Source organism: Myxococcus sp. AB025B (genome assembly GCF_006518215.1).
Lineage (GTDB): Bacteria > Myxococcota > Myxococcia > Myxococcales > Myxococcaceae > Myxococcus > Myxococcus fulvus.
On sequence record NZ_SRLW01000050.1, the window covers coordinates 26,555 to 42,283 of the forward strand.

General features: G+C 69.1%; 13 protein-coding genes. 8 read left to right on the forward strand and 5 right to left on the reverse strand.

Annotated features, from left to right (window positions below; all coding sequences use genetic code 11):
- The first annotated feature begins 194 nt into the window (after nucleotides 1-194).
- From FL311_RS10970 to FL311_RS10995, 6 genes are all read left to right on the forward strand, one after another.
- Nucleotides 195-1,535 (forward strand): AHH domain-containing protein, encoded by a 1,341-nt coding sequence (locus FL311_RS10970; RefSeq protein ID WP_141324960.1) that lies wholly within the window; start codon nucleotides 195-197, stop codon nucleotides 1,533-1,535.
- A 19-nt stretch (nucleotides 1,536-1,554) separates the two neighbouring features.
- Nucleotides 1,555-2,130 carry a DUF1629 domain-containing protein gene (locus FL311_RS10975; RefSeq protein ID WP_141324962.1) on the forward strand — a complete coding sequence of 192 codons (576 nt, stop codon included), beginning with the start codon at nucleotides 1,555-1,557 and terminating at the stop codon, nucleotides 2,128-2,130.
- A gap of 82 nt (nucleotides 2,131-2,212) precedes the next feature.
- Nucleotides 2,213-3,985, forward strand: a complete 1,773-nt coding sequence (locus FL311_RS10980; RefSeq protein WP_141324964.1) for a hypothetical protein — start codon at nucleotides 2,213-2,215, stop codon at nucleotides 3,983-3,985.
- 127 nt (nucleotides 3,986-4,112) lie between these two features.
- On the forward strand, nucleotides 4,113-5,201 hold the full coding sequence (locus FL311_RS10985) for an endonuclease/exonuclease/phosphatase family protein (protein WP_141324966.1): 1,089 nt from the start codon (nucleotides 4,113-4,115) through the stop codon (nucleotides 5,199-5,201).
- Between the two features lie 58 nt (nucleotides 5,202-5,259).
- Entirely contained in the window at nucleotides 5,260-6,249 is a 990-nt protein-coding gene (locus tag FL311_RS10990) for a bile acid:sodium symporter family protein (protein WP_141324968.1), read from the forward strand.
- A 27-nt stretch (nucleotides 6,250-6,276) separates the two neighbouring features.
- Nucleotides 6,277-7,203 carry a helix-turn-helix domain-containing GNAT family N-acetyltransferase gene (locus FL311_RS10995; protein ID WP_228556809.1) on the forward strand — a complete coding sequence of 309 codons (927 nt, stop codon included), beginning with the start codon at nucleotides 6,277-6,279 and terminating at the stop codon, nucleotides 7,201-7,203.
- A gap of 115 nt (nucleotides 7,204-7,318) precedes the next feature.
- Here the strand turns inward: FL311_RS10995 and FL311_RS11000 are convergent, their stop codons facing one another.
- The 5 genes from FL311_RS11000 to tesB form a co-directional block, all read right to left on the reverse strand.
- On the reverse strand, nucleotides 7,319-9,730 hold the full coding sequence (locus FL311_RS11000) for a hypothetical protein (RefSeq protein WP_228556810.1): 2,412 nt from the start codon (nucleotides 9,728-9,730) through the stop codon (nucleotides 7,319-7,321).
- A gap of 147 nt (nucleotides 9,731-9,877) precedes the next feature.
- The gene (locus FL311_RS11005) at nucleotides 9,878-11,770 is read right to left on the reverse strand and encodes a methyl-accepting chemotaxis protein (protein WP_141324972.1); all 1,893 of its coding nucleotides are present in this window, start codon (nucleotides 11,768-11,770) and stop codon (nucleotides 9,878-9,880) included.
- Nucleotides 11,771-11,787: 17 nt separating this feature from the next.
- Nucleotides 11,788-12,327 (reverse strand): PDC sensor domain-containing protein, encoded by a 540-nt coding sequence (locus FL311_RS11010; protein ID WP_141324981.1) that lies wholly within the window; start codon nucleotides 12,325-12,327, stop codon nucleotides 11,788-11,790.
- Nucleotides 12,328-12,593: 266 nt separating this feature from the next.
- Complete coding sequence (locus tag FL311_RS11015; RefSeq protein ID WP_141324983.1) at nucleotides 12,594-13,289, reverse strand: type 1 glutamine amidotransferase; 696 nt, start codon at nucleotides 13,287-13,289, stop codon at nucleotides 12,594-12,596.
- A gap of 54 nt (nucleotides 13,290-13,343) precedes the next feature.
- Nucleotides 13,344-14,222 (reverse strand): acyl-CoA thioesterase II, encoded by an 879-nt coding sequence (gene tesB, locus FL311_RS11020; protein WP_141324973.1) that lies wholly within the window; start codon nucleotides 14,220-14,222, stop codon nucleotides 13,344-13,346.
- A 101-nt stretch (nucleotides 14,223-14,323) separates the two neighbouring features.
- Between tesB and FL311_RS11025 the strand changes: the two genes are divergently transcribed.
- Both FL311_RS11025 and FL311_RS11030 read left to right on the forward strand, forming a co-directional pair.
- Nucleotides 14,324-14,521, forward strand: coding sequence for a hypothetical protein (locus FL311_RS11025; protein ID WP_141324975.1), 198 nt, complete (start codon nucleotides 14,324-14,326; stop codon nucleotides 14,519-14,521).
- A 222-nt stretch (nucleotides 14,522-14,743) separates the two neighbouring features.
- Entirely contained in the window at nucleotides 14,744-15,634 is an 891-nt protein-coding gene (locus FL311_RS11030) for a bile acid:sodium symporter family protein (protein ID WP_223748601.1), read from the forward strand.
- Nucleotides 15,635-15,729: the final 95 nt, after the last annotated feature.

Consider the following 15,729-nt stretch of genomic DNA (forward strand, 5'->3'; position numbering starts at 1 on the left):
CGCAATCCCGGATGCGGACGGTAGAGCCCTGGCGTGTCGAGTAGGCCAGGTCGCGACGCGGGCATGGCCCCTGTGCAGCCCTTGGTGTGCGATGGGCCCGTCCCTCGAGCGGACGGGCGCGGAAGGATCGAAGTGTATCCTTGGATTCCACGGATGCGCCTTATCTGTGGCGAGCCATTTGCTGGGGAGCCTTCATGTCGCTTCGCTGGGCGGTGCCGGTCCTATTGCTTGCGGTCACCACCGGTTGCTCGACGAGTCGAGTCGTGCGGCTGGATACCGACCATGACTCCTTCGTTGTTACTCCTCGCGAGGAGCCAGGCGCGGAAGTGGAGGCATCCGAAATCGATGGCGACGAATTCGAGGACGTCATCGCGGAGCTGGCTCGGGACGTCCGCCCGTTCCGCAGCCCTCTACAGGAAGCCCGGAGTCTTTTCGGTGTTCCATCCCGAAGTGGGGTGTACCGCTACGAGGGCCGCCCTCCGAGGCTCACCCTCCAGAGTCGACCGGACGATAGCGGCCCTCTCCTGTTGGAGTTCTACGAGGATGACGAACTGACGCGCGCATACGGTCGATGGTGCAAGCGGAAGAACCTCCCTGGGGACTGCCTCCGCCTATTGGAGGAAGGCCCAGTGCTGGCCAGCGATGGCAAGTACTCGTTGGCCCTGGCCATCGCGATGGACTCGGTATGGGAGGAGACTGTGGAAGCCCTCGAGGGCATGGCGGACCCCGGAGCGGTCATGGCCACGATTACGGCCGCTGCAACGATGTACCTCTTGCTCTGGGCCCTACCGGAACCGCTTTCCAAGGGCGTTGCCGCGACCATGACGGCCCTCGCCATTGCATATCTGGGTGTGGACACGGTGTGGCGACTGCTGGACGGGTGGCTGACCCTGGTGCGTCAGGTGGACGAGGCCACGACTTTCGCGCAGCTCAGCACGTCGGGCGAGGCGTATGGCGAAGTCCTCGGGGAGAACGCCGCGCGCGTCTTCGTCATGCTCGCCACGGCAGCTATCGGTAGCACCGCTGGATTGGCGGCCAAGGCGTCGAAGCTGCCAGGCTCATCTCAGGCGGCACTTGCCGTGGAGGCGCAGGCCGGCATCCAGTACACCGCTGTAGGGAGTGTGCGGTCGGTCGCGGTGTCGGCGGAGGGCTTCACCATCGCGCTCGCCCCCAACGCCCTCGCCGTGGCGAGCCAGGGGATGCGCCCCCGAGCAGAGCGCCACCATATCGCCACGAACAAGAACAACGTCTCAGCGGCGCGTGGCGGGCCCTGGACACCGAGGTTCGAACAGCTGTTCAAGAGGGCTGGGATGGAGCTGAAGGATCCCGAGAACATCATCGAGATCGTCGGACACAAGGGCCCACATCCGGAGCGCTACCACGTGATAATCCGTGATCGACTCAGGGATGCCTTGGGTGGGTGCCGAAAGGTCACTGACTGTCGGAAGGCCCTGACGCTGGAACTTCAGAAGCTGGCCAGAGAGGCCTCGACCAAGGGAACGGAACTCCACCGCCTTGTGACCCTGGGGCGGTGATGTATTGAGGACCCTCACCATGCAACATCGCGTTCGCTACTTTCGACTCAGCGAGAGTGTGCAGGCCGGGAACTGGTACCTGGGAGACCCTGTCGATGCGCAGGGCCAGGAGGTCGAAGACATCTGGGAGTTCACGGAAGGGCGGCCCGTTCAAGTCAAGGGACGCCTGACGCTCCCCATCATCGAGACTGGGCGTCGGCTGGACTTCAATGCTGCCGGCGCCGGCGTGACCCCTGTGGTCCACGTCAGGGTGGCCACCCTGTTCGCGGAGCTGGCTCCCGATGATGTGCAACTCATCCCGGTCGACATCCCGGGATGCCCCGAGCAGTACGTCATGCTCGTGGCCACGAAGCTCGTTCGCTGCATCGACGACAAGGCATCCAAAGAGGTTCAGTACTGGATGCCGGAAGATGAGCGACCCGAGAAGGTCGGCCACTATAGGGGCGTCATCGACCTGCGGATTGACCGCGCGAAAGTGGGCAACGCGAAGGTGTTCCGGACCTGGGGATGGTCGGTCGCGCTCATTGTCTCCGAGGACATCAAGGCGGCCCTGGCGGCCGCGAAGATCACAGGCGCTCGATTCGAGGAGGTCTAGCGCCCTCCTTGGTGCCATGGCCCGAGTCACCCGTGCCCCGCCTTGATGCGCTGGAGGCTTTCGCGCGAAGGTGATGTCCACCATGGCGGAGAGCCCTCCTCGCGCGAACTCCTGGTGGACCTGGCCCCGTTCGCTCCTGTTGGCGCTCGCGCTCGGCACCCTCGTCTCCCTGCCCTCCCTTCGCGTCGGACTGCTGCTCGATGACCTGGTCCACCGTCTCGCCCTCTCCGGACAGGTCGCCGCGCTGGGCGACTGGGGCCCCCTGACGCTCTATGAGTTCGTGGGCGGCCCTCGCACCGATCCACAGAGACTCCGTGAAGCCGGGCTGCTCCCCTGGTGGACCTCGGACACGCTGTCGATCCGCTTCTTCCGGCCCATCCCGAGCGCCCTCCTCACCGCCGATGAGTGGCTCTTCGCCGACGCTCCCCTCCCCGCCCACCTGCACAGCCTCGTCTGGTTCCTCGGTCTCGTGACCGTCGTGGGCTGGCTCCATCGACGACTCCTCCCCGCCCCCGTCGCCGCGCTCGCCACCGTCCTCCACGCCATCGCCGCCGCGCACCTGTTCCCCGTCGCGTGGCTCGCCGCCCGCCATCCCCTGGTCTCCGCGCTCCTGGGCCTCCTCGCCCTCGCCGCGCACCTGCGCGCCCGTGAAGACAGCTGGGCTCCCGGTCGTGTCCTCGCGCCCCTCGCCCTCGCGCTCGCGTTGCTCTCGGGCGAAGCCGCGCTGAGCGCCGTCGCCCTCCTCGGCGCCTACGAGTTGTTCGGACGGCGCGACCCACTCCGCACACGGGTCCGCCGGCTCGCGCCCTATGCGGTCCTCGTCATCGCGTATCTCCTCTTCTACGCAATCCAGGGCTACGGCGCGCGCGGCAGCGGCGGCTACCTCAACCCCATCGCCGCTCCCGGAGACTTCCTCGCCACCCTCCTCCAGCGCGTCTTCATCCTCATGGGCGAGCTCGTCGTGGCCACCCCCTCCGACGCCGCCGCGGGCACCCCCGCCTTCCACGCGGGCTTCGCGGCCTGGGGCGCCCTCACCTCGGCCCTCGTCCTGCTGATGTTCCGCGCCATCCGCCCGCTCCTCTCCGAACAGGAGCAACACGCCCTGCGCTGGCTCATCCCCGGAGGCATCGCCGCCACCCTCCCCGGCGCCGCCGGCATCATCGGCGGCCGTGTCCTCATGGTGCCGCTCCTCGCCGGAAGCGCCCTGGTCGCGACGCTCATCCTCCGTGGATGGACCGCCGCTCGCGAAGCCCAGCGCCCCCGTCGCCATCGATTGCTGCTCTGGACCGCCGTCAGCGCCCTCGTCCTCGGCCACTGTCTCCTGGGCCCCGCGTTCCGCGTGGGGCTCGGCATCTCCCTGGGCCGTCTCGCCGACGCGCAGTGGCGCATCGCCCGCGAGGCGCCTCCTTGCAAGGGGACCCTCGTCCTGGTCGCCGCCGCGGACCCGAGCATCTCGCTCTATGTCCCCGCCGCCATGGCCCTCCAGGGCCGAGCCCCCCAGCACTACCGCCTGCTCAGCGCCGCCCCCCACGACCACGTGCTCGAGCGGACCTCCGCCCACGCGTTCGACCTCATCGTGCGCGGAACGCCCCGCAACCTGGGGTTCTGGGAGCAGGTCAACCGCGACGTGCCTCCGCCTCCAGGCTCACGGCTGACGTTGGGCGACCTCCTCGTCACCGTGAAGGAGTCCACCGACACGGGCTTCACCCGCGCGAGCTTCGACTTCGGCCAACCCCTCGAGTCCGACGCGTTCTGCTTCGTCACCTGGAGCGACACCGGCCTGCGTCGAATCGCGCTGCCCGCTCCTGGCGAACATCTCGCCCTGCCTTACAGCCGGGGTCCCGCAGGGATGTGAACACTCCCCCGCGAGGGGCTGTGCATGAGCCGACGCGGGCCCGGCAGGTCGATTGCCCGAGCCAGGGCACCGGCGCGCAAATCGCGCCACTCCACCCCTGCCCCAGGCCCTCATGAAGCCACTCCGCATGCTCCGCCTCGCGCCGCTGCTCGCGTGCGCCCCGTTGTTCCTCTCCGCCTGCAACGACGACAACGACGATGACTCGCTGGAGCCCGACGAGGCGCAGTTCAAGGTGATGACCCGCAACATCTACCTGGGCGGCGACATCGAGCTGCTCGCCACCGCCCAGGCCCCCCAGGACATCCCCGCCCTCGCCGCGCGCATCTACACCACGGTCCAGGCCACCGACTTCGCCGCGCGCGCCAAGCTGCTCGCGGATGAAATCCAGGCCACCGACCCCGCGCTCATCGGGCTGCAGGAGGTCTCCCTCTTCCGCACCCAGAGCCCGAGCGACTTCAGCAACAACCCGCTGCCCAACGCGACCACCGTGACGTATGACTTCCTGGCCATCCTCCAGGCCGAGCTCCAGGCCCGGGGCCTGAGCTACCGCGTCGCCGCCACCATCCAGAACGCGGACGCGGAGGTCCCCGCGGCGCTCGCCGGCAACGCCACCGACCTCACCGATGTCCGCCTCACGGACCGCGACGTCATCCTCGCGCGCGGCGACGTGCAGATCGCCAACGTGGAGACCGCGAACTTCGCCTTCGCCCAGGACGTCCCCGTGGGCGGCGCGTCCATCCGCTTCACGCGCGGCTACGCCAAGCTCGACGCCACGCTGAACCGCGTCCCCTTCACCTTCGTCAACACCCACCTGGAGACGCTCCGCCCCGGCAATGAGAACCAGGCCGCGGAGCTGGCTGCCCTCGTCAACACCTACAAGCGGCCGCTCATCGTCGTCGGCGACATGAACACCGGCCCGGGCGCGGTGACCACCGGCTACGACACCCTCGTCAGCGCGAACACCGGACTGGTCGATGCCTGGACGCGCGTGGGCACGGGCGACGGCTTCACCTGCTGCTTCAGCGAGACGGTGAATGACACCACCACGGCAGCGCTCGACGAGCGCATCGACCTGGTGCTGTTCGCCGACGCTGACGACGACATCGACGTGCGCTCGGCCATCATCGTCGGCAACCAGCTGGACGACCGCAACGCCGCGGGCCTCTGGCCGTCCGACCACGCGGGTGTGGTGGTGGAGTTCCGCATCGAGCGTTGAGGGTGCGACACACGGAGGGCTGGAGGTCTCCCAGGTCCGGGGGTATTCAAGCCCCCACATGTCTCTTCGCCTCATCAAGCGCCTGTCGCGGGACTGGTTCCTCCTGGGGATGCTCGGTGCCGTGGGGCTCGCGCTCCTCTTCCCCGACTTCGGCAGGTCCGGCGGCGCGATGCACGCCGACGTCGTCACCAACGTCGGCATCTTCCTCGTCTTCTTCCTGCACGGCCTGGGCATGCCCACTTCCCAGCTCAAGGCCGGCGCCCTCCAGTGGCGGCTGCACGTGCTGGTGCAGTCGTTCACCTTCCTCGTCTTCCCCGCGCTCTGGGTGGTGCTCAACCTCACCGTGGGCCGGTGGGTGTCGGACGAGGTGTCGCTCGGCTTCCTGTTCCTCTGCGCCGTGCCGTCCACCATCTCCTCGTCCGTGGCGATGACCGGCGTCGCCCGGGGCAACGTGGCGGGCGCCATCTTCGACGCCAGCCTGTCCAGCCTCCTGGGCATCGTCCTCACCCCGCTCATCGTCGGCCTGCTCGCGCAGACCACCGGGGCGCGCCTGTCCATGGGCGAGGCCATCCTCAAGCTGTCCGCGCTGCTGCTGTTGCCCCTGGCCCTGGGACAGCTGGCCCGGCCGCTCCTGGGCGCGACGTTCGCCCGCCATCGCAAGTACACCAACGGCATCGACCGGCTGTTCATCCTGGTGCTCGTCTACGCGTCCTTCTGCGACTCGGTGGCCTCCGGCATCTTCGGCCTCCACGGCGGCGCCACCCTGGCGCTGGTGCTCGGAGGGGCGGCGCTCATCCTGGTCATCGTCCTGACGCTGAGCACCCAGGCCGCGCGGCGGCTGGGGTTCAACAAGGAGGATGAGATCGCCGCGGTGTTCTGCGGCTCGAAGAAGACGCTCGCCTCGGGCGTGCCCATGGCGCGGCTCCTGTTCGGCGCGCACCCGGCCCTGGGGCTCATCGTCCTGCCCCTGATGTTCTACCACCAGCTCCAGCTCATCGTGTGCTCGGTGCTCGCGGAGCGCTATGCGGCCCGCCCACGGGCGCCCTGAATCGGCGATGCTACGCCGATGGCACCGATGCGACGTGCCCCCACCGTGGCGGCGGTTCGGCACTTCAACCGCTTCTACACCCAGAAGATCGGCGTGCTGGACGAAGGCCTGCTCCACAGCGAGTTCTCGCTCACCGAGGCGCGTGTCATCTACGAGCTGTACCACCGCGAGTCCCCCACCGCGACGGAGCTCAGTCGCGAGCTGGCGCTCGACGCGGGCTACCTGAGCCGGCTGTTGCGCAACTTCAGCAACCAGGGCCTCATCGAGAAGGTCCCCTCCGCGCTCGACGCCCGCCAGCACCTGGTGCGGCTCACCGACAAGGGCGAGCAGACCTACCACCGGCTCAACAGCCGCTCCAACGACGCCATCCGAGCCCTGCTCTCCCCGCTGCGCGCCGACGAGCGCCCGCGCCTCCTGGACGCGATGCAGACCATCGAGGAGCTGCTGGGCGAGCGCTCCACCCAGGCCGTCCCGGCCCACGTCGTCCTGCGCGAGCACCGCCCAGGCGACATGGGCTGGGTCGTCCAGCGCCACGGCATCCTGTACAGCCAGGAGTACGGCTGGGACCTGCGCTTCGAGGCGCTGGTGGCCGGCATCACCTCGCGCTTCATCCAGGAGCGGGACCCGGCGCGGGAGCGCTGCTGGATCGCCGAGCTGAACGGCCGCCCCGTCGGCTCGGTGTTCCTGGTGCGCGACACCAAGACGGTGGCGAAGCTGCGCCTGCTGCTGGTGGAGCCCTCGGCCCGGGGCCACGGCGTCGGCACGAAGCTGATGGACGCGTGTCTCCAGTTCGCGCGTGAGGCCGGCTATCGCAAGGTGCGGCTGTGGACGGAGCAGCAGCTCCACTCGGCGCGCCGCATGTACGAGCGCGCGGGCTTCACGCTCGTGGGCACGGAGCCGCACGCCCTGTTCGGCGAGGGCCTGATGAGCGAGACCTGGGAGCTGAAGCTCTGAACGAGAAAGGCGGCCCCTCGCGTGAGCGCGAGGCCGCCGGGAGGACCCCGGGCGACGGTGGGAGCGCCCCGCGCGAGCGCGCCCCACCGTGCCTGAAGTCAGGGTGCGCGCCGGACTACAGCGGCGTCACGCAGGCGCAGGTGCTGGCCTGGCTGTAGCAAGCGGCGCTGCTGCCCGCGGCGACGACGGAGTAGCAGGTGTTGTGGCCGGAGAGGACCTCGCCGTCCACGTAGTTGGTGGCCGTCGTGGTGGCGATGCGCGCCTTGCCGTACTGGCAGCCGTTGACGCCGTCCGACTTCATCACCCAGTACTGGGTCGCTCCGCTGACGGCGCCCCAGCTCAGGGAGACCTGACCCGTGGCCGGCGTCACCGTGACGGTGGGCCTGGCCGTGGGGCCCGCGCTACAGCCGCTGTTCACCGGCGCCGGCGTGGCACAGGCGATGTTGTGGCGGTTGAACGCGGCGTAGATGGCCGTCATGTGCGGCGTGCCGTCGTTGATGTTGCCGTTGTCGTCGTCCGCCGCCAGCCACTGCTTGTAGCCGTTGGTGGCCGCGCAGCCGTCGGACGTGCCCGCCGTGCAGTTGCAGGCGTGCCACGAGCCGATGTTGCCGCTGCCCTGGTAGAACACCTTGTTGCCGATGTTCTGCGCCGTGTTCCAGTCGTAGTTGAACGGCGGGGACTGGAGGTCACGCGCGACGAAGTCCCAGGCCGCCTGACGCACGGGGGACGCGGCGCAGTGGACCTGGCGGCTGCAGGGGCCGGTGCCGCTGGAGCAGCGGGTGCAGACGAAGTTCTGCGGCGTGGTGGGCGTGGGCGGGTTGTGGGCCGCGTAGTCCGCGTCACGGACGCCGGAGCAGTTGGTGGCGCACCAGGCCCCGCCCGTCTGCGCCTCGTTGACGTTGTAGCCCGTGCCGTCCGCCGTCATGCCGCAGCCGTTGTTGGTCGTCTGGAAGAAGCCGAAGCCGATGCACGACGAGGGCGAGCGGCCGCTGGTCGCCGTGGCCGCGGGGTTGAACGGCAGGCGGTACATGGACGCGATGTCGGCGTAGGCCTCGCTGGAGTTGCTCAGCGTGCCGGCCGTGTCGTTGTCATCCATGCCGTGGCCCCACTCGTGGTCGAACACGGCGCCAATCTCCCCCGTGTTCCGGCAGCCTCCGCCGCTGCGGTAGAAGTTGACGGTGGAGCCGTTCCAGAACGCGTTGCAGGTGCTCTGGATGTTGACGTTGGCCGTCATGGCGCCCTGCAGCCACGCGTTGGTGGGCAGCCAGCCACGCGCCAGCTCCGCGATGCGGTTGAGCTCGTAGAAGGCCGAGCGCGAGGCGGGCGTGTTGCCCGCGCCGCCGCCGGTGCCCACGGTGCAGTCGTGCTGGTTGTTGGTGCCGCCCAGGCTGATGTTGCCCGAGCCGGTCGCGCTGATGGCGCCGCACCGGTCGCTGATGCGGATGTACTTGCCGGTGAGCGTCGTCGTCGTCGTCCCGGAGGTGTAATTGTAGACGCCGTAGCCGTCCGTGAAGACGTTGGTGCCCACGTTGGCCCAGGGCATGGGGTAGTTGGCCTGCATGGCGCCGCAGAACGAGCCGGGCGTGCACGGCACCGGGACGCCCGTGTTGGTGAAGACATAGGCGCCGCCCCTCACCGACTGGTCGATGTAGTGGTTGTCGTCCTCGAGCGCGAGCACGTCACCGGTGAGCGCGTCGACGGTCACCTTCCAGTGCTCGTGGCCCTCGGTGGTGGTGAAGCCATACGTCCACACCAGCTGGTGCGTCATGCCCTTGGCGAAGCCCGCGTTGGGCACGGAGACCGGCGCCACCTCCAGCGTGGGCTCCTTCCAGATGGTGGACGGGCTCTCGTACAGGCCGAAGCGCTCGTGCGCGAGCACCGTGGCCTTCTCCGCGTCCACCAGCGGCATCGGCGACACGCCGATGTTCGCCCAGGACTCGGTGCCCAGGAGGATGAGGTTGCCGTGGCTGATGGTGGCCGCCAGCCGCCCGTACCGCACGGGGATGCCCTGGTACTGCTGCGGGATGGAGACCTGCCACAGGTCGGGGTTGATCTGATCCACCCGGGCCTCGCCCAGCTGGAGCAGGTCCACGCCCACCGCGTCGCGGTTGGCCTCCACGAACTTGTAGACGAGGTCAGCCACGACGGCCTTGTCCACCTTGTCGACCGAACGCCCGAGCTGCCGGCCCAGGCTCCCCAGGGTCAGCTTGTTGCCCACCCCGTTGCCGGGGATGAGCGGGACGGCGCCCTGGATGTTGGCGGCCGTCCCCGTCACGACGTCGATGTAGATCTCGAAGTTGTTCCCGTTGCGGGCGAAGAAGTCGTCCCAGACCTTCTTGCTGTCAGGGCCCAGCTTCGGCAGGGCCTCGGACAAGGGCACCTGCCCGCTGGCCAACGACAGCTCGGGCTTGAAGAACGCCTGGGAGGCCAGGGCGCCCTTGGGGGAGTTGTCCGTGGGATTGAAGCCCCATGCCTGGGACGTCGCCATCACTGCCATGCATACGGCGGCTTTCACGACGCTGCGCATTGCGGTGCTCCTTCACGTGAAGGACCAACGAAACGGGGACTCCGTGGGGCCGGGATTGGCCCGAGGAATCCCCGGGTTGCGCATAATCCTCATTTGTACGGGGAGTGCTTGATGTTGGCACTCAAAGTGTTTCCTGCAAGACTTTGACTAGACGCGGTACGTGGCCGCCACGGTGTCCATCCGAGCGGCGACCTCCCGCAGGGAGGCGGTGATGCGCTGGGCGGCCTGCAGGCCTTGCATGGACTCCTCCATCATCCGGGACAGGTCGGTGACGGCGGTGAAGATCTGCGCCACGCCGGCGTTCTGCTGGGTGACGGCGGCGGCGATCTGCTGAGCGGCGGAGGCGTTGTCCTGGATGATGCCGGTGAGCTCGCGGAGGCTGTCGCCGCTGGCGCGCACCTGGGTGAGGCCCGTCTCCGCGCTGCCCTGGCTCTGCTCGGCCTGGGTGACGGTGGACTGGATGGAGCGACGGATGTCCTCGAGGATCTCCCGCACGCGGCCGGTGGACGTAATCGACTGGTCGGCGAGGCTGCGGATCTCCCGCGCCACCACGCCGAAGCCCTTGCCGTGCTCGCCGGAGCGGACCGACTCGATGGCGGCGTTGAGCGCGAGCATGTTGGACTGGTCGGCCAGGTCCTTCACCGTCTGGGTGATGCCGCCAATCTGCTGGGTGCGCTCGTTGAGCGCGGCGATGCTGCGGGCGACGACGCCCACCTGCTCGCGCAGCTCCTCGAAGCCCTGGAGGCTGGCGGAGACCGTGGCCTCGCCGGCCTGGCCCACCTCGCGGGCGCGGGCGGTGACGCCGAGCACGGCCTGGGAGCGCTCGGCGGCCATCAGCGAGGTCTGCTTGATCTCCTGCGCGGTGACCTGCGTCTCCTGGAGGGCGGCGGCCTGCTTCGTCAGCGTGCGCTCCTGCTGGGCGGCGGCGGCGGTGAGCTCGGAGACCGTCTGGCTGAGGACCTTGGTGCCCGCCTGCAGGCCGCGGGTGGACTCGCGCAGGTGCTCCATCATCAGGGCGAAGGCGGAGGCGAGCTCCCCCACCTCGTCGCGCCGGGTGGAGACGTCCACGCGCTGGGTGAGGTCGCCCTCGCGCACCACGCGGGTGACCACCTGGCTCAACCGGGAGATGGGCCCGGTGGCGCCGCGCGCGAGCAGGAAGCCGCCCACGCCGGCCACGACGAGCGCCAGCGCCGTCAGCCCCACGGCCACCCGGCCCGCCTCCGCCAGCGGCGCGTACGCGTCCTCCGGGTCCACGGTGGCCACGAAGCGCCAGCCGTCGCCCACGTCCCGCACGCTGCTGGCGTTGACCGCCTCCACGCGGACGACGTCATCGGGCCGGGCGATGTCCCGCTCGTGCGTGTCGAAGAGCGTGGTGCCCTGCGCGTCCAGCACCTCCAGCGCGAAGCTCTTCTGGCCCCGGGCGCGGGAGCGCTCCAGCGCGGGCGCCACCACCTCGCCCACCTGGCTCCACTCGTAGGCGGCCAGCAGCACGCCGATGCGCGCGCCGCTGATGGGGCTGAGCACGGGCACGGCCAGCGGGAGCACGGTGCGCTCGAAGAACGGGTCCACCTTCGTGAAGCCGGTGATGTCCTGGGTGCCGTTGAGCGCGGCCTTGAACCAGGGCGAGGCGCGCACCTGGCTCTCTCGGCCCTCGTAGGCGCGCCGCAGCTTCTCCTCGCTGGCGGACACCGCGCGGCCGTCCTCGGTGAAGAGCACCAGGCCCGCGAACGAGGGGTGGCGCTTCTCCAGGGCGACGAGCACCGCGTCGCTCTTCTCGAAGGTGTCGAACAGCAGCGCGCCTCGGAGGATGGCGTCCTCGGACCAGGAGCGCGCGTTGGCCTCGCGCTCCACCAGGGCGCTCTCCACCAGGTCTCTCAGGCCCTGGGCCTCCACGCGCAGGGTGGCATGGATCTGGTCCTGGAGATTGTTGAAGACGAAGACGCGGCCCAGCAGGTTGAAGGGCAGCAGGGCCCCGAGCGTGAGCAGGGCGACGGCCACCGTCAGTCGGGTACGAAGGGAGAGTCCGTCGAAGAGGCGCATGGGGTGGCGGCGGGACTTCAGAGGTCGAGCAGGGAGAGCGAGAGGGTGACGGCGCCGATGACGCGGCCCGCGTCGCGGACCGGCAGGGACACCTGGACCACGTAGGACTGGGAGGACTCGTCGAAGAAGGGCTTCTCCTCGAGCATGCGTCCCTCGCGGAACGGCACCTGGAACTTCTCCTCGTCACCCTGCCAGTAGTCGGACGTGCGGCGCGTGGCGCCCACCAGCGCGCCCAGCCGGTCCATGGCGAAGGCCTCCGCCACCACCCGGTTGCCCAGGGCCTCGCGGTGGCGCGCCAGCACCTGAGAGCACCGCGTCTCGAGCACGCGCTGCTTGAAGGGCGTGAGCGCTGGCGTGGACAGCCACACGTCGTCCTCCGCGCGGATGGTGGCGAGCGTCATGCCACGCGCGTTCTGGGCCCGCACGGCTTGAACGAGCTCCGGATCCGCGGCCACGCGCTGCAACGCCGCCTGGAGCCGGCTCACCTTCGCGAGCTGCGCGGCGCCGTCCGGAGGAAGTCCTCCGAGCAGCAGGAGCGCCATGCCGAATTGCCACATCACGACCTCAACGCGTCCGCACGCTGCATCGGCGAGACAGACTTCCCCCTCTCCGCCGGCGGATGTGTCGACGATACATGAATGAGACGTCGCCGGTGAGTCCCACACCTGAACGGCCCCTCACCTTCCCTCCGCTCACCTGCCCGCCCGGAGCCATCCTGACCCAGGCTCAGCCCCGCTCATTCGTGAAACACCGAAACCCCAAGCGGACGACGAGGCGGCGCCGGGTACATCGTGACCGCGAGCCCTTCGCGTCGGCGACGTCTTCAGCGAACCGCCTGGGCGAAGTGACGTGCGAGTCTTTGCAGCAGCTCGCGGTTCTCCGGCTCCGCGGCCTCGAGCCTGGGGAGCTGGCTCACCAGCTGCGTCACGTCCTTGTGACGCAGAGCGAGGTCCTTGGCGCCCAGCTCGAACCAGCGTCCCAGCTCGCGCGCGGTGAGCTCCAGGTGGAACTGGAAGCCGTAGGAGTTGCCCAGCCGGAAGGCCTGCTGCGTGTAGCGGTCCGTGGACGCGAGCAGCGTCGCGCCGGGCACGGCCTTGAACGTGTCACCATGCCAGTGGGCCACGGTGCCGCGCGGGCGCGCGCCGGTGATGACGGGGTCCTTCAGGGCCTCCGGCGTCCAGCGCACCGGGCCCACGCCGACCTCGAAGCCGTTCTTGCCGGGGAAGACCTCCGCGCCCGCCGCGTCGGCGAGCAATTGCGCGCCCAGGCAGATGCCCAGGCACGGGCGCTCATGGGCCAGCCGCTCCATGAGGATGGAGCTCTCGTCGCGCAGGAACGGGTGCTGGTCGGCTTCGTGGACGCCCATGGGGCCGCCCATCACCACCACCAGCTCCGCGTCCACGTCCTCGCGCCGGACGGCGCGGAAGCGGTGGACCAGCGTGAAGCCCACCTCCGTCAACGCGGGTCCCAGCAGGCCGACGCCCTCGTGCTCCTCGTGCTGATACACCACCGCGCGCATCGTCACGTCCCTTTCCGCCCCGCCTGGGGCCGCTCGGCCAGCGACGTCCTTCGCTCACGACGTGGGCTTGTCGCCCTTCAGGATGCGCAGCAGTCCCTCCTGCGCCACGGACGCGACGAGCCTTCCGTCGCGCGTGTAGACGGAGCCGCGAGACAGGCCGCGCGCGTTGCCGGACCACGGGCTGTCCATGACGTACAGGAGCCAGTCGTTCACCTTCAGGTCCCCATGGAACCAGAGGGCGTGGTCCAGGCTCGCGCCGATGACGTGGGGCTGGAAGAAGCTGGCCGCGTGCGGCAGCAGCGCGGTGCTGATGAGGTTGAAGTCGGACGCATACGCGAGCACGTACTTGTGCACCTGCGGATCCTCCGGGAGCGCGCCGTCCGCGCGAATCCACACGGCCTTGCGAGGCTCCCCCGGCACCGGGTGGAACGGGTCCATGTAGTCCACCGGCCGCATCTCGATGGGCTTGTCGCAGAGGATCTTCTCGCGCAGCCGCGCGGGGATGCGGTCCACCTGGCGCTTGAGCAGCTCCAGGTCCGTGGGCAGCCCCTCGGGAGGCGGCACCGCCGGCATGGGCGACTGGTGCGCGTACCCGGGCTCGTCGCCGTGGAACGAGGCCATCATCGTGAAGATGGGCTGCCCCTTCTGGATGGCGACGATGCGCCGCGTGCTGATGCTGCCGCCATCGCGCACCCGGTCCACCGTGTAGACGACGGGCTGGCTCGCGTCGCCGGGCCGCAGGAAGTACCCGTGCAGCGAGTGCACGTGCCGCGCGGTCTCCACCGTCTGGCTCGCCGCCGACAGGGCCTGTCCCAGCACCTGCCCGCCGAAGAGCTGACGGAAGCCCAGGTCCTGGCTTTTCCCGCGAAAAAGGTTTTCCTCGATGACTTCCAGCTTGAGGAGCTCCAGCAGCTCGTCCAGGACGCGGCTCATGAGGCGTCGTCCTAGCCGACCCGGGCCACGGCTGTCGCGCCCCGCGTGCGTGACGCGTCCCGGAGAGGACGGCCGCTCGGGGCACGAAAGGAAGGAAGGCGATGACCTTCGCGGCCCCGGCGCTGGATGAGAGCACGGGTTTGAAGGTGGGCGTCACCGTCAACGCGGCCCACGCGCAGAAGCGGTTCGCCGGCGCGCCGCACTCGCTCCAGGGAGCGCCCGCGCTGGAACGACGACAGCTTCTTCCTGCGCTTCGCGCCGACGAAGGCAAACGCGACCCCTCCCTGAGCAATCCATGACACCGCCCATGCGGGCCCGGTAACACGCGTACAGGTGTAGCTTTCCATCAACGTGACAAACAATGACGCCAGGCGTCATCGCTGCTCACGTGCGGGATGCAAATCGCAAGGGGTGGCTTGAAGCGAGACACCCATTTGCGCCACGCTTGTTTGCATTGAGACATCTGCCGCGAGACGGGCGAGGAGCGCCCGCACATCGACGGGGGGCGAATGCAGTCAAACGTGTTCACCGCGGTTCTGATTCCACTGTCGTTGGCCGTCATCATGCTCGGCCTGGGACTGTCGCTGACGCTCGCGGACTTCAAGCGCGTCATCGTCTACCCGCGAGCGGTGATTGTCGGGCTCGTGTGCCAGATGCTGGTGCTTCCCGCCGGCGGTGTGCTCATTGCCCATGCCTTCGGACTGGGGCCGGAGCTGGCGGTGGGGTTGATGTTGCTGGCGGCCTCCCCCGGCGGCGCGACGGCGAACCTCTTCAGCCACCTGGCCCGCGGTGACGTGGCCCTGAACATCACGCTCACGGCGGTCAACAGCGCGCTGACGCTGGTGACGCTGCCGCTCATCGTGAACTTCTCGCTCAACCACTTCATGGGCGAGGACCGCGCGGTGCCCATGCAGTTCGCCAAGGTGCTGCAGGTCTTCATCATCGTGCTGGGGCCGGTGAGCATCGGCATGCTGGTGCGCTCGAGGAAGCCCCAGGTGGCGCTCAAGCTGGACAAGCCCATCCGCATCATGTCCGCCGCGTTCCTGGCGGTGGTCATCGCGGCGGCCGTGTACCAGGAGCGCCAGAACATCGGCGCGTACTTCCAGCAGGTGGGCCTGGCGGCGCTGAGCTTCAACCTGTTGAGCATGGGCGTGGGCTTCGTGACGCCGCTGCTGTTCCGGCTCCCCCGGCGTCAGGCGGTGGCCATCGGCATGGAGATCGGCATCCACAACGGCATCCTCGCGATGACCATCGCGATGAGCCCGCTGCTGTTGGGCAACGCCACCATGGCCATCCCGCCGGCCATCTACAGCATCATCATGTACTTCACGGCCGCGGCGTTCGGCTACGCGGTGACGCGACGCCACGCGGACGAGCAGGACTCTCCCGCCGCAACCCCCAGTCGTTCCTGAAGCACCCGCCGCGGTTGCTCCCCGCCGCGGTCTCCCCCACCCGAGGAAGTGTCGAGATGATGCTCAAGCGTCTATCGCTGTCCATCTGCACGCTC

Excerpts from the sequence above, each read along its gene's own strand:
- FL311_RS10970 (WP_141324960.1), top strand. The coding sequence starts at position 195 with ATGTCGCTTCGCTGGGCGGTGCCGGTCCTATTGCTTGCGGTCACCACC.
- FL311_RS10975 (WP_141324962.1), top strand. The coding sequence starts at position 1,555 with ATGCAACATCGCGTTCGCTACTTTCGACTCAGCGAGAGTGTGCAGGCC.
- FL311_RS10980 (WP_141324964.1), top strand. The coding sequence starts at position 2,213 with ATGGCGGAGAGCCCTCCTCGCGCGAACTCCTGGTGGACCTGGCCCCGT.
- FL311_RS10985 (WP_141324966.1), top strand. The coding sequence starts at position 4,113 with ATGCTCCGCCTCGCGCCGCTGCTCGCGTGCGCCCCGTTGTTCCTCTCC.
- FL311_RS10990 (WP_141324968.1), top strand. The coding sequence starts at position 5,260 with ATGTCTCTTCGCCTCATCAAGCGCCTGTCGCGGGACTGGTTCCTCCTG.
- FL311_RS10995 (WP_228556809.1), top strand. The coding sequence starts at position 6,277 with ATGCGACGTGCCCCCACCGTGGCGGCGGTTCGGCACTTCAACCGCTTC.
- FL311_RS11000 (WP_228556810.1), bottom strand. The coding sequence starts at position 9,730 with ATGCGCAGCGTCGTGAAAGCCGCCGTATGCATGGCAGTGATGGCGACG.
- FL311_RS11005 (WP_141324972.1), bottom strand. The coding sequence starts at position 11,770 with ATGCGCCTCTTCGACGGACTCTCCCTTCGTACCCGACTGACGGTGGCC.
- FL311_RS11010 (WP_141324981.1), bottom strand. The coding sequence starts at position 12,327 with ATGTGGCAATTCGGCATGGCGCTCCTGCTGCTCGGAGGACTTCCTCCG.
- FL311_RS11015 (WP_141324983.1), bottom strand. The coding sequence starts at position 13,289 with ATGCGCGCGGTGGTGTATCAGCACGAGGAGCACGAGGGCGTCGGCCTG.
- tesB (WP_141324973.1), bottom strand. The coding sequence starts at position 14,222 with ATGAGCCGCGTCCTGGACGAGCTGCTGGAGCTCCTCAAGCTGGAAGTC.
- FL311_RS11025 (WP_141324975.1), top strand. The coding sequence starts at position 14,324 with ATGACCTTCGCGGCCCCGGCGCTGGATGAGAGCACGGGTTTGAAGGTG.